This is a genomic window from Salinicola salarius, from assembly GCF_002179555.1.
In the GTDB taxonomy this organism is placed as follows: Bacteria; Pseudomonadota; Gammaproteobacteria; order Pseudomonadales; family Halomonadaceae; genus Salinicola; species Salinicola salarius_A.
The window spans coordinates 19,492-31,261 of sequence record NZ_NHOU01000029.1 but is presented as its reverse complement, the minus strand read 5'-3'; the positions used below and the strand labels follow the sequence as shown (position 1 = coordinate 31,261).

The window sequence follows — 11,770 nt, the reverse complement described above, 5'->3', positions numbered from 1 at the left end:
GGCTTGTGCCTCGGCTTCTCGTCATCTCCGACGTCCTGCCGAGCCAGTTCCGCTAGTGTCGGCACGTCGCGCCGCTGGAGCATGCGATGCAGGCCGGAGCGAGACAACCGGGAGTTCAGGAACTCACGCGCCACGACGAGGAGATCATCCAGACCGAGGCGAAGGAATTCGCGCGCTGCGATCAGCACCTCCTCCTGCTCGGGCGTGAGCGTGGCCAGCAGGTTGTGACGCGTGTGCGATCGATCATGGACATCGTCACGGTACCGCCAGCGCTGTATGGTCGCGGTGGCGACACCATACTGGCGGGCCAGCTCGCTATCCGTGATACCGGAGGGCGCTGCCTGGATCTCGGCACGGATCTTCGGTGTCGTGGTCGCTTGTTTATGCAGCTTGATGTCCATGAACTTGCTCCCGGATGAATTGCTGAAGAAGCTCCCTGGCGGCTAGCAAAGGATAACTTCTATAGGCGATCTGATCATCCGGGACCCTGCATTTTATCCACTATCCTCGATGAATCGCTTTCGATCCACCGCCCGCCTTTCATCGCGGCCCGCCATGGGGGCTATCCTGATCAGCCGAGGAAGATGGGAAGAAGATAAGACGGGAAGAAGAGCCGTAAGAGAAAGCGGCGAAAAGCCTGGATGAACAGCTTGATGAAAGACTCGGTGAGGGAACGTTGATGAGAGGGTTCCATGAGTGACGCTGCATCGCCGCCACTGGCCATTGTCACTGGCGCCACCGCTGGCCTCGGCCTGGAAACCGCCAAGGGTCTGGCAAGCGCGGGGTATCGGGTCGTCATCGCCGGCCGCAACCCTGACAAGGGCAAGCTCGCATGCCACGCGGTTCGCCAGCACCGGCCCGGTGTCGACGTTCGCTTCGAGCTGCTCGATCTCGATAGCCTCGAGTCCGTACGCCAGTTCGCGGCCCGGCTGCGGGAAAGCGAGACCACGCTGAAACGGCTGATCAATAACGCCGGCATCATGGCGCCGCCGAAGCTGGAGCACACCGAAGACGGCTTCGAACGCCAGTTCGGCGTCAACTATCTCGGCCACTTCCTGCTGACGAGCCTGCTGCTGCCGCTGCTGGTGGCCTCTTCCCGCCACGGCCGAGCGCCACGCGTCGTCCAGCTTTCCAGCCTCGCCCATCGCAGCGGCAGGATCGATTTCGACGATCTCGGTTCTGACTCCAAAGCCGACACGCACTACGACCCGTGGCGCGCCTATCGGCAGTCCAAGCTCGCCATGCTGCTGTTTGCCCAGGCGCTGCAGAAGCAGAGCGACCGCCATGGCTGGGGGCTGTCGAGCCTCGCCGCGCATCCGGGGCTTTCACGCACCTCGCTGTTCGATGCCGGCGTGAAGAGCCGCGCACTGGCCGGCCAGGTCTTCAAGCTGGTAATGCCGCTGCTCAGCCAATCCGCCGCCGAAGGCGCCAAACCGACGCTTCATGCGGCTCTCGCCGGCGATGTCGATGGCGGCGACTACTTCGGCCCCGACGGCTTCAGCGAAACCCGCGGCGAACCGAAACGCGCTCATCGCAGCAAGGCGGCCAAGGACCCAGCGGTGGAAGAGCGGCTGTGGACAGTCTCGTGTGAGTTGACCGGCGCGGTGTGGTCGGCGGCGGCCGGTTGAACGACCGATACAACCGATACGGCTAACGCCTGTCCGGATGAAGACCGCCGCTCTTGGCGGGTCTTCATCGCTCGCGGCATTCCATCACCACGCATTATTCCACCGTGACGTGCTATTCCACCGTGACGCTTTTGGCCAGGTTGCGCGGCTGGTCGACGTCGGTGCCCTTGAGCACGGCGACGTGATAGGAGAGCAGCTGCAGCGGGAGGGTGTAGACGATGGGGGCGAGCAATTCATCCACAGGCGGTACGTGGAGCACGCGCAAATTATCGGCGGCGGTCAGCGCGACGCCTTCGTCGGCGAACACGAACAGTTCGCCGCCCCGGGCGCGCACTTCCTGCAGATTGGACTTGAGCTTCTCCAGCAGTTCGTCGTTGGGAGCGACGGCGACCACTGGCATGTCGGCGTCGACCAGCGCCAGCGGGCCGTGCTTGAGCTCGCCCGCCGGATAGGCCTCGGCGTGGATGTAGGAGATTTCCTTGAGCTTGAGCGCGCCTTCCAGGGCGATCGGGAACTGGGTGCCGCGACCCAGGAACAGCGCGTGGTGCTTCTCGGCGAACGCTTCCGACAGCTGGGCAATCGGCCCATCCATGGCCAGCGCGCTATCGAGAACCGCCGGCAGGCCGCGCAGCGCCTGAACCAGCGCCGTTTCCCGTTCGTCTCCGCGAGTCTTGCGGAGCGACAGCGTCAGCAGCATCAGCGCGACGAGCTGGGTAGTGAACGCCTTGGTGGAGGCGACGCCAATTTCCGGCCCGGCCTGGGTCATCAGCGCCAGGTCGGATTCCCGGGTCAGCGAGCTGCCGGGCACGTTGCAGATCGCCAGCGTGCCGAGATAGCCCTGGCCGCCGTGCTCGTCGAGACTGTCGGCGCGGCTCTTCGCGTAGCGCAGTGCCGCCAGCGTGTCGGCGGTCTCGCCGGACTGGGAGAGCGTGACGAACAGGGTGTTTTCCGGCACGACGACTTCGCGGTAGCGATACTCGGAGGCGACCTCGACTTGGGTCGGCAGGCCCGCCAGCTTCTCGAGCCAGTAGCGTGCCACCATGCCGGCATGGTAACTGGTACCACAGGCGACGATATGCACCTGCTTGACCTGGTCGAACAGCGCCCTGGCGCCGACGCCGAAGCTGCTTTCGAGCACGTGGGAACCGCTCAACCGGCCCTCCAGCGTGGCGGCGATCACGGCGGGCTGCTCGTGAATCTCCTTGAGCATGAAGTGACGATACTCGCCACGACTGGCGGCACTGTCGCCATGTTCGTAGGTATGCACCGGGCGTTCGGCCGGCTGACCATCGGCGGCGAAGATCTCGATGCCGTTGACATCAGACAGGCGCACCACGTCGCCTTCCTGCAGATAGATGAAGCGGTCGGTGACCTGCAGCAGCGCCAGCGCATCGGAGGCCAGGAAGTTCTCGTCGATGCCGACGCCGACCACCAACGGGCTACCCTTGCGGGCGCCGACGATCTCCCGCGGTGCATCGGCATGCATCACCGCCAGCGCATAGGCGCCGTCGATCCTGTCGAGCGTCGCCCGGACTGCCGCCAGCAGGTCGCCGGTCTCGCCACCGTCCTGATTGGCGCTGTCCCGATGTCGAAAGGCGCGGTCGATCAGGTGGGCGACGACTTCGGTATCGGTCTCCGATTCGAACACCACGCCGTCAGCTTCCAGTTCGCGCTTGAGCGGCTCGAAGTTTTCGATGATGCCGTTGTGGACGATCGCCAGCCGCTCGCGTGCCAAGTGTGGGTGAGCGTTCACTTCGGACGGTTTGCCGTGGGTCGCCCAGCGAGTGTGCGCGATGCCGATCCTGCCCGTCAGTGCACCCTGTTCGAGCTTCTCCTCGAGCGCGGCGACCTTGCCCTTGGCACGCTGGCGGGCCAGCTCGCCGGCGGCGTTCAGCACGGCCATGCCGGCGCTATCGTAGCCGCGATATTCGAGTCGCTTCAGCCCTTCCAGCAGGATGCCCTGTACGTTGCGCGCAGCCAGCGCGGCGACGATTCCACACATAGTCGATTCCTTTCTGAGTCCGTTTTGTCTTACCGCTCGGCGGGCGATTCGGCGACCACCAGCGTCACGTCCTGGCGTTCGATGGCCGCCGCCGCGTCATCGCCGATTCGCCAGTCGGTGACCAGCGTGTCGATACGCGCCCAGGGCAGTTCCAGATTGGGGATACGGCGGCCGATCTTGTCGGCCTCCACCATCACCACCACCTCGCGGGCGACCTCGGCCATGACGCGGGTCAGGCCGAACAGTTCGTTGTAGGTGGTGGTGCCGCGTTCGAGATCGATGCCGTCGGCCCCGACGAAGAGTTGGTCGAAGTCGTAGGCTCGCAGTACCTGTTCGGCGACCTGGCCCTGGAAGGATTCCGAATGCGGGTCCCAGGTGCCGCCGGTCATCAGCAGCGCGGGTTCCGACTCCAGCTCGCGCAGCGCACCGGCCACGGCGAGCGAGTTAGTCATCACTACCAGCCCGCGCAGGCCGCCCAGCTCGCCGATCAGCGCGGCGGTGGTGGTGCCGCTGTCGACGATGATTCGGTTGTGCTCGCGAATGCGCGCTCGCGCCGCCTGGGCGATGGCCTGCTTGTACGGTGACAGCATCTGCGCCGGCTCGCTCAGCATCTCCTGGGGCAGTGGCGCCGCGCCGCCGTAGCGCCGCAGCAGCAGGCCGCTGCGCTCGAGCGTGTTGAGATCCTTGCGGACGGTGACTTCGGAGATCGCGAAGCGGCTCGCCAACGTCTCGACCGGGGTTTCCCCATGTTCGTTGACGTAGGCAAGAATGGCATGACGGCGCTGGGCAGTATCGCGTTTGGGCATGATTCAGGTTTCGAGACTCGGCCTTTATCTTTCGATTCGAAAGTTAACAGGTTCGAATCAAAGCTTATTGAGGCAAACTCGTCAAGTCCTGCGATACTCGGGATGACGAGGTAGCCACCATTGGGCAGGCTCGGCATCATGGTCGCCATCGGAAACAACCATAAAAGGCCTCCAGACATGACCAGTCAGGAACTCCTCGGGAAACTCATCGGCTTCGATACCGTCAGCCGCGAGTCCAACCTCGCGCTGATCGAATTCGTGCGTGATTATCTCGCCCAAAACGGCGTCGATAGCGAGCTGATTCACAACGACGATGGCAGCAAGGCCAACCTGTGGGCGACGATCGGCCCGACCGATCGCGGCGGCGTGGTGCTTTCCGGCCATACCGACGTGGTACCGGTGGATGGCCAGCCGTGGACGGTGCCGGCGTTCGAGATGACCGAGCACGACGGCAAGCTCTACGGCCGTGGCACCGCCGATATGAAAGGCTATCTCGCCTGCGTGCTGGCGGCCGTACCAAGCCTCAAAGCGACCGAGCTGAAGACGCCGATCCATCTGGCGTTTTCGTATGACGAAGAAGTGGGCTGTCTCGGCGTGCGTTCGATCATTTCGATGCTGGAAGGCAGACCGCACAAGCCGCTGGCCTGCATCATCGGCGAGCCCACCGAGCTCAGGCCGGTGCTGGGCCATAAGGGCAAGCTCGGCGTGCGCTGTCGGGTGCATGGCGCGCCCTGCCACTCCGCCTACGCGCCGGAAGGCGTCAACGCCATCGAGTACGCCGCCAGGATGATTACTCGGCTCAACCAGATTGGCGAGCGGCTGGCCGATCCGGCGCGTCACGACAACCGCTTCTACCCGCCTTTTTCCACCATTCAGACCGGCGTGATCGAGGGTGGCCGCGCGCTCAACATCGTGCCGTCGGAATGCCGCTTCGACTGGGAAGTGCGCTCGCTGCCGGGCTTCGATGCCGGCGAGGTGGAGCGCGAGATGCGCAGCTACGCCGATAACGAGCTGCTCCCCCGGATGCGTGCGGTCGAGCCGAACACCGATATCGTGTTCGAACCGCTGCAGGCCTACCCGGGGCTGACCACCGAGGCCTCGAGCGAGGTGGCGCGCTTGATCGCCGCCCTGTCGGGCCGCGATGACTTCGGCACCGTCGCCTACGGCACCGAGGGCGGGCTGTTCCACGAAGCCGGCATTCCCACCGTGGTCTGCGGCCCCGGTTGCATGGATCAGGGCCACAAGCCGGACGAGTTCATCGCTATCGAGCAGCTCGATCGCTGCGATGCGATGATGCAGAGACTGAAGGAGCATTTGAGCGCATGAAGGGATTCACACGCCTTTCCAGGCTTCGCTGGGCGCCGGCGTTTGCTCTGACCCTGCTGGCCGGCTGTAGCACCCAGGCGCCTCAGCCCGGCTTCGAGCAGCGCCCGGCGAGCGTGAAGAACGAACTGGTCTCGCTGATTCCCGCCTCCGCCGAGGATCGCGATGGCTGGGCGGCGGACATTACCGCCGCGTTCTCGGCTCAGAATCTGCCCGCGACCCGGGACAATCTCTGCTCGGTGCTGGCGGTGATCGAGCAGGAGTCGACCTATACGGCCGACCCCAGCGTGCCCAATCTTTCGACCATCGCCCGGGAAGAGATCGAGCGTCGCGCCAGCGCGCTGCACATTCCCGGCTTTCTGGTCGAGGCGGGCCTGAATCTCGAGTCGCCCACCGGCGAGACCTACAGCGAGCGGCTCGACCACATCACCACCGAGCGGGAGATGAGCGAGATCTTCGAGGATTTCATCGGCATGGCGCCGCTGGGCCGCCAGCTCTTCGGTAGCCTCAACCCGGTGCATACCGGCGGCCCGATGCAGGTCAGCGTCGATTTCGCCGAGGACTATCTCAAAAACGACGCCGAGCACTACCCGTACCCGATCGACGACTCGATTCGTCACGAGGTGTTCACGCGGCGCGGCGGGCTCTATTTCGGGATTGCCCACCTGCTCGACTATCCCGCGAATTACGACGAGCCGATCTATCATTTCGCCGACTTCAACGCCGGCTGGTACGCCAGCCGCAACGCCGCATTCCAGGCCGCGGTGAGCCAGCTTTCCGGCATTCCGCTGGCGCTCGACGGCGACCTGATCATTCCCGGCTCCCGCCAGGCCGGGCAGACCGAACTGGCGGTTCGCACGCTGAAACGCCAGCTGGAGATGGACGACGGCGAGATCCGCGACGCGCTCGAGCAGGAGAACTCCCTCGAATTCGAGCAGACCGAGCTCTATGAAAAGGTCTATTCGCTGGCGGCCCGACAGGAAAACCAGCCGATCCCCTACGCACGGCTACCGGGTATCAAGCTCGAAAGCCCCAAGATCACCCGCAACCTGACCACGGCATGGTTCGCCAATCGGGTCGACGACCGCTGGCAGCAGTGCATGAGGCGGTGATGTCCAATATTGAAGGCTGAACAGCAAGTTTCCCCAGTTGCTGGAAAGAAACCGCCCTATAGCGCCTTCCAGGCTCAGCCCGAGCGACCTTCGGCGAGCCGGGTCTAGCGACATGGGTGAGGCGAACCAGATATCTGAGTGATGTCTGGTTCGCCGAACGGGTTGGCCATGGATGGCCAACCCCGGCCCTGCAAGCGGGACAGGATGTTTTAGCGAAGCAGGACGCTAGAGGCGCGCCGGGACAGAGCAGAAAATAGCTCCTGCATTTTCTGCATTTCCGCCATCCATGGCGGTCAGATGTCCTTACGCGCCGACCCGAAGCACAGACGAAGATCGACTCGGGGTTTCCTGAGCCTGTGGCGCGAAAAAGGGGAGCGCGAGGGGCTTGCCCCTCGCAATAACGACGACGACAGTCGTAAAGCTCTCGTCAGTAGTGATCTCGTTTGAATTGAATAAGTCCCGAGCGAGGACCCGAACATATCAAGTCTTCGGCGTCTTCACCGGCCGCTGCCAGCCAGGCTTGGCCACCTGACGGCTGCGGGCCAGCGCCAGTTCGCCCTGCGCCACCTCGCGGGTGATGGTGGAGCCGGCGGCGATGGTGGCGTCGTCGGCGATCGCCAGCGGCGCGACCAGGGCAGTGTTGGAGCCGACGAAGACCCGCTCGCCGATCCGGGTGAGGTGCTTGTTGGCGCCGTCGTAGTTGCAGGTGATGGTACCGGCGCCAATGTTGGTGTCGCGGCCGATCTCGGCGTCGCCCAGGTAGCTCAGGTGCCCGGCCTTGACGCCGTCGCCCAGCGTGGCGTTCTTGGTCTCGACGAAGTTACCCACATGCGCCTTGGCGCCGAGACGAGTGCCGGGACGCAGCCGAGCGAACGGGCCGCAGTCGCTGCCTTCGCCCATCTCGGCGCCTTCCAGATGGCTGTTGGCCTTCACCACCGCGCCGCGACGCAGGACGCTGTCCTTGATCACGCAGTTGGGGCCGATGACCACGTCGTCTTCCAGCGTCACCTGACCTTCCAGGATCACGTTGACGTCGATCCGGATATCCCGGCCGATGGTGACCTCTCCCCGCAGATCGAAACGCTGGGGATCCGCGAGACTGACCCCTGCCGCCATCAGGCGATCCGCCTGGCGACGCTGATAGGCGCGCTCCAGTGCCGCCAGCTGACGGCGATCGTTGATACCCTCGACTTCGACCGGCGAGCTCGGCTGGGTCGCCTTGACCTCGACGCCATCCGCCGCGGCCATGGCGATCACGTCGGTCAGGTAGTACTCGCCCTGGGCGTTCTCGGCGGAGAGCTGCGGCAGCCAGCGACGCAGCTGTGCGCTGGTCATCGCCATGATGCCGGTGTTGCACTCACGGATGGCGCGCTGGCCGGCATCGGCATCCTTGTGTTCGACGATGGCGACGACCGCGTCCTTGTCGTTGCGCACGATCCGGCCATAGCCGGCGGGATCGTCGAGCGTCACCGTCAACAGCGCCATGTGCTGCTCGTCGACGCCGTCGAGCAGGCTTTCGAGGGTCCTGGCCTGGATCAGCGGCACGTCACCGTAGAGCACCAGCACCTTGCCATCGCCGAGGCCATCCAGCGCCTGGGCTACCGCATGCCCGGTGCCCTTCTGCTCGGCCTGCTCGCAGAAGGCGAGTTCGCGATCGTCGGGTGTCGGCCCGGCTTTCGACAGCGCCTCGCGCACCGCCTTGCCACCGTGGCCGACCACTACATGCAGCCTGGCGCTCTCCAGCCCCGCGGCGGTATCGACGACGTGCTGAACCAGGGGACGGCCCGCCAGCTCGTGCAGCACCTTGGGTGTCTTCGAGCGCATGCGGGTACCTTGGCCGGCGGCCAGAATCACGACGTCGAGGGTCATGGCGTTAGTCCTTCGCTGTTCAATGGAAACCGGGCGTCATTCTAGCGTTTAAGACGCGCCCTGACAGAGGATCCGGGAAGAACCGTGCGGCCACGAAAAAGGCGACTCCGGGGAGTCGCCTTCAGGTACCGCACTAGCGTGTACTGCACGGGTACTTGCGCCGGTGCACGGCGATTGCCGTCAGCCGCGACCACCCTTGCGACGCAGCTGTTGCAGCGTGCGCAGCTGAGCGGTGGCTTCCGCCAGCTCGGCAGCGGCACGCGCGTAGTCGAGCTCGGTCTGCTTCTCGTTGAGCGAGGCCAGCGCATGCTGACGCGCCTGCTCGGCTTCCGCTTCATCGAGATCGCTGGCTCGGGTGGCGGTATCCGCCAGTACCGAAACCACGTTCGGCTGCACTTCGAGGAAGCCGCCGGTGACGTAGTAGAGCTCTTCTTCACCGCTTTCCTGAATCACGCGCACCGGACCGGGCTTGAGCTCGGTCAGCAGCGGCGCGTGACCGCGCAGGATACCCAGATCGCCGGCCACGCCGGCAGCGATGAGCTGCTCGACGTTGCCCGAGAAGATCTCCTTCTCGGCACTGACGATGTCACACTGAAATGTGGCCATAGCGATATCTCCCGGGAGTCTGCAGGCTTACTTCATGCTCTTGGCTTTCTCGACGGCTTCGTCGATGGTGCCGACCATGTAGAACGCCTGTTCCGGCATGTCGTCGTAGTCGCCGTTGAGGATGCCCTGGAAGCCACGAATGGTTTCCTGCAGCGACACGTACTTGCCGGGCGCACCGGTGAAGACCTCGGCGACGAAGAACGGCTGCGACAGGAAGCGCTGGATCTTACGCGCCCGTGCCACGGCCAGCTTGTCTTCGTCGGACAGCTCGTCCATCCCCAGGATGGCGATGATGTCCTTGAGCTCCTTGTAGCGCTGAAGCACGTTCTGCACACCGCGAGCGGTGTTGTAGTGCTCTTCGCCGACGACCAGCGGATCGAGCTGGCGCGAGGTGGAGTCGAGCGGATCGACGGCCGGATAGATACCCAGCTCGGCGATGGAGCGCGACAGGGTCACGGTCGAATCCAGGTGGGCGAAGGTGGTTGCCGGAGACGGGTCGGTCAAGTCGTCCGCCGGCACGTAGACGGCCTGGACGGAGGTGATCGAGCCGGTCTTGGTCGAGGTGATACGCTCCTGCAGGGCGCCCATCTCTTCGGCCAGAGTCGGCTGGTAACCCACCGCCGACGGCATACGACCCAGCAGTGCCGACACTTCGGTACCGGCCAGGGTGTAGCGGTAGATGTTGTCGACGAACAGCAGGACGTCGCGACCTTCGTCACGGAAGTTCTCGGCGATGGTCAGGCCGGTCAGGGCGACACGCAGACGGTTGCCCGGCGGCTCGTTCATCTGGCCGTAGACCAGGGCGACCTTGTCGAGAACGTTGGATTCCTGCATCTCGTGATAGAAGTCGTTACCTTCACGAGTACGCTCGCCGACACCGGCGAACACGGAATAACCGCTGTGCTCGGTGGCGATGTTACGGATCAGCTCCATCATGTTGACGGTCTTGCCGACACCGGCGCCGCCGAACAGGCCGACCTTGCCGCCCTTGGCGAACGGGCATACCAGGTCGATGACCTTGATGCCGGTTTCCAGCAGGTCGCTGGATGCGGCCTGATCCGCATAGCCGGGTGCCTGACGGTGGATCGGCATGCGCTCGGCATCGATCTCGCCGGCTTCGTCGATCGGCTCGCCCAGCACGTTCATGATGCGGCCCAGCGTCTGCTTACCGACCGGCACCGAAATCGGCGCACCGGTGTTGACTACCTCGATGCCCCGCTGGAGACCTTCACTGGAGCCCATGACGATAGCGCGAACCACGCCGTCGCCGAGCTGCTGTTGCACTTCGAGAACGGCCTCTTTACCCGAGACCGTCAGCGCGTCGTAGACCTTGGGAACGTCGTCCCGCGGAAACTCTACGTCAATCACCGCGCCGATGATTTGTACGATACGTCCGCTCATAGTGGTTCCTCGTAAACCTGCAAATGAAACCTGTTAGGCCAAGCCGTACTCGAGATCGCCGCCTCGCAGGCGACGATACCGTCATACCGCCGCGGCACCGCCGACGATTTCCGAAATCTCCTGGGTAATGGCCGCCTGACGCGCCTTGTTGTACACCAGTTGAAGATCGTCAATCAGATTGCCGGCGTTGTCGGTCGCGTTCTTCATCGCGATCATGCGCGCAGCCTGTTCGCAGGCCACGTTCTCGACCACGGCCTGATACACCTGGGATTCGACATAGCGAACCAGCAGGTGATCGAGCAGGGTCTTGGCATCCGGCTCATACAGGTAGTCCCAGCTTTTCTGCGTATCACCGGGACTGGGTTGTTCTTCCCCTTCGCTCTCGTCCGCGACTGCCTCGAGTGGCAGCAGCTGACGCACGACGGGTTTCTGGCTCATGGTGTTGACGAATTCGTTGTACACCACGTAAAGCCGATCCAGACTGCCTTCATCGAAGGCATCGAGCATCACCTTGACGCTACCGACCAGATCCTGGGCTTCCGGTGCATCGCCGAGGCCCTTCTTGGCTGCCAGCAGATTGCCGCCGCGCTTGCGGAAGAAACCACCGGCCTTGCTGCCGATGGCCGCGAAATCGGCACCGACGCCTTTCTGGTCCCAGTCGCGCGCATGCTTGACCACCGCCTTGAACAGGTTGACGTTCAAGCCACCGGCCAGACCGCGGTCACTGGAAACGACGATATAACCGACGCGCTTGACCTCGCGCTCGACCATGTACTCGTGCCGGTATTCCGGATTGGCCTCGGCGACGTGGCCGACCACCCGGCGGATCAGTTTGGCATAGGGCTGGCTGGCCGCCATGCGTTCCTGAGCCCGACGCATCTTCGACGCAGCGACCATTTCCATGGCGCTGGTGATTTTCTGCGTGTTCTTGATGCTCCCGATCTGGGATTTGATCTCTTTTGCAGCTGCCATCGCGGATCACCTGATTCATGCCGCTCAGCCGGGCAAGCCGGCTCGCTCACA

At 64.1% G+C, this 11,770-nt stretch carries 9 protein-coding genes and 1 pseudogene; 3 read left to right on the top strand and 7 right to left on the bottom strand.

Annotated features, from left to right (window positions below; translation table 11 throughout):
- A pseudogene (locus tag CCD76_RS16050) lies at window positions 1–401 on the bottom strand (IS481 family transposase); the annotation flags it as partial.
- A 291-nt stretch (window positions 402–692) separates the two neighbouring features.
- Here CCD76_RS16050 and CCD76_RS16045 point away from each other — a divergent pair.
- A complete protein-coding gene (locus tag CCD76_RS16045) occupies window positions 693–1,628 on the top strand; it encodes an oxidoreductase (protein ID WP_087720445.1) in 936 nt (311 codons plus the stop codon).
- A gap of 112 nt (window positions 1,629–1,740) precedes the next feature.
- On the opposite strand, the gene glmS is transcribed toward CCD76_RS16045, so the two are convergent.
- Window positions 1,741–3,630 carry a glutamine--fructose-6-phosphate transaminase (isomerizing) gene (gene glmS, locus CCD76_RS16040; protein ID WP_087720444.1) on the bottom strand — a complete coding sequence of 630 codons (1,890 nt, stop codon included), beginning with the start codon at window positions 3,628–3,630 and terminating at the stop codon, window positions 1,741–1,743.
- Between the two features lie 29 nt (window positions 3,631–3,659).
- A complete protein-coding gene (locus tag CCD76_RS16035; RefSeq protein ID WP_087720443.1) occupies window positions 3,660–4,436 on the bottom strand; it encodes a DeoR/GlpR family DNA-binding transcription regulator in 777 nt (258 codons plus the stop codon).
- 177 nt (window positions 4,437–4,613) lie between these two features.
- On the opposite strand from CCD76_RS16035, the gene argE reads away from it, so the two are divergent.
- The gene (gene argE / locus CCD76_RS16030) at window positions 4,614–5,762 is read left to right on the top strand and encodes an acetylornithine deacetylase (RefSeq protein WP_087720442.1); all 1,149 of its coding nucleotides are present in this window, start codon (window positions 4,614–4,616) and stop codon (window positions 5,760–5,762) included.
- Window positions 5,759–6,871 (top strand): DUF1615 domain-containing protein, encoded by a 1,113-nt coding sequence (locus CCD76_RS16025; RefSeq protein ID WP_087720441.1) that lies wholly within the window; start codon window positions 5,759–5,761, stop codon window positions 6,869–6,871. Before argE ends, CCD76_RS16025 begins: the two co-directional genes overlap by 4 nt.
- A 480-nt stretch (window positions 6,872–7,351) precedes the next feature.
- Here the strand turns inward: CCD76_RS16025 and glmU are convergent, their stop codons facing one another.
- From glmU to atpG, 4 genes are all read right to left on the bottom strand, one after another.
- A complete protein-coding gene (gene glmU / locus CCD76_RS16020; protein ID WP_087720440.1) occupies window positions 7,352–8,740 on the bottom strand; it encodes a bifunctional UDP-N-acetylglucosamine diphosphorylase/glucosamine-1-phosphate N-acetyltransferase GlmU in 1,389 nt (462 codons plus the stop codon).
- Between the two features lie 180 nt (window positions 8,741–8,920).
- Window positions 8,921–9,346, bottom strand: coding sequence for a F0F1 ATP synthase subunit epsilon (locus CCD76_RS16015; protein WP_087720439.1), 426 nt, complete (start codon window positions 9,344–9,346; stop codon window positions 8,921–8,923).
- Between the two features lie 27 nt (window positions 9,347–9,373).
- The gene (gene atpD / locus CCD76_RS16010) at window positions 9,374–10,747 is read right to left on the bottom strand and encodes a F0F1 ATP synthase subunit beta (RefSeq protein WP_087720438.1); all 1,374 of its coding nucleotides are present in this window, start codon (window positions 10,745–10,747) and stop codon (window positions 9,374–9,376) included.
- An 81-nt stretch (window positions 10,748–10,828) separates the two neighbouring features.
- A complete protein-coding gene (gene atpG, locus CCD76_RS16005; RefSeq protein ID WP_087720437.1) occupies window positions 10,829–11,719 on the bottom strand; it encodes a F0F1 ATP synthase subunit gamma in 891 nt (296 codons plus the stop codon).
- Window positions 11,720–11,770: the final 51 nt, after the last annotated feature.

Excerpts from the sequence above, each read along its gene's own strand:
- CCD76_RS16045 (WP_087720445.1), top strand. The coding sequence starts at position 693 with ATGAGTGACGCTGCATCGCCGCCACTGGCCATTGTCACTGGCGCCACC.
- glmS (WP_087720444.1), bottom strand. The coding sequence starts at position 3,630 with ATGTGTGGAATCGTCGCCGCGCTGGCTGCGCGCAACGTACAGGGCATC.
- CCD76_RS16035 (WP_087720443.1), bottom strand. The coding sequence starts at position 4,436 with ATGCCCAAACGCGATACTGCCCAGCGCCGTCATGCCATTCTTGCCTAC.
- argE (WP_087720442.1), top strand. The coding sequence starts at position 4,614 with ATGACCAGTCAGGAACTCCTCGGGAAACTCATCGGCTTCGATACCGTC.
- CCD76_RS16025 (WP_087720441.1), top strand. The coding sequence starts at position 5,759 with ATGAAGGGATTCACACGCCTTTCCAGGCTTCGCTGGGCGCCGGCGTTT.
- glmU (WP_087720440.1), bottom strand. The coding sequence starts at position 8,740 with ATGACCCTCGACGTCGTGATTCTGGCCGCCGGCCAAGGTACCCGCATG.
- CCD76_RS16015 (WP_087720439.1), bottom strand. The coding sequence starts at position 9,346 with ATGGCCACATTTCAGTGTGACATCGTCAGTGCCGAGAAGGAGATCTTC.
- atpD (WP_087720438.1), bottom strand. The coding sequence starts at position 10,747 with ATGAGCGGACGTATCGTACAAATCATCGGCGCGGTGATTGACGTAGAG.
- atpG (WP_087720437.1), bottom strand. The coding sequence starts at position 11,719 with ATGGCAGCTGCAAAAGAGATCAAATCCCAGATCGGGAGCATCAAGAAC.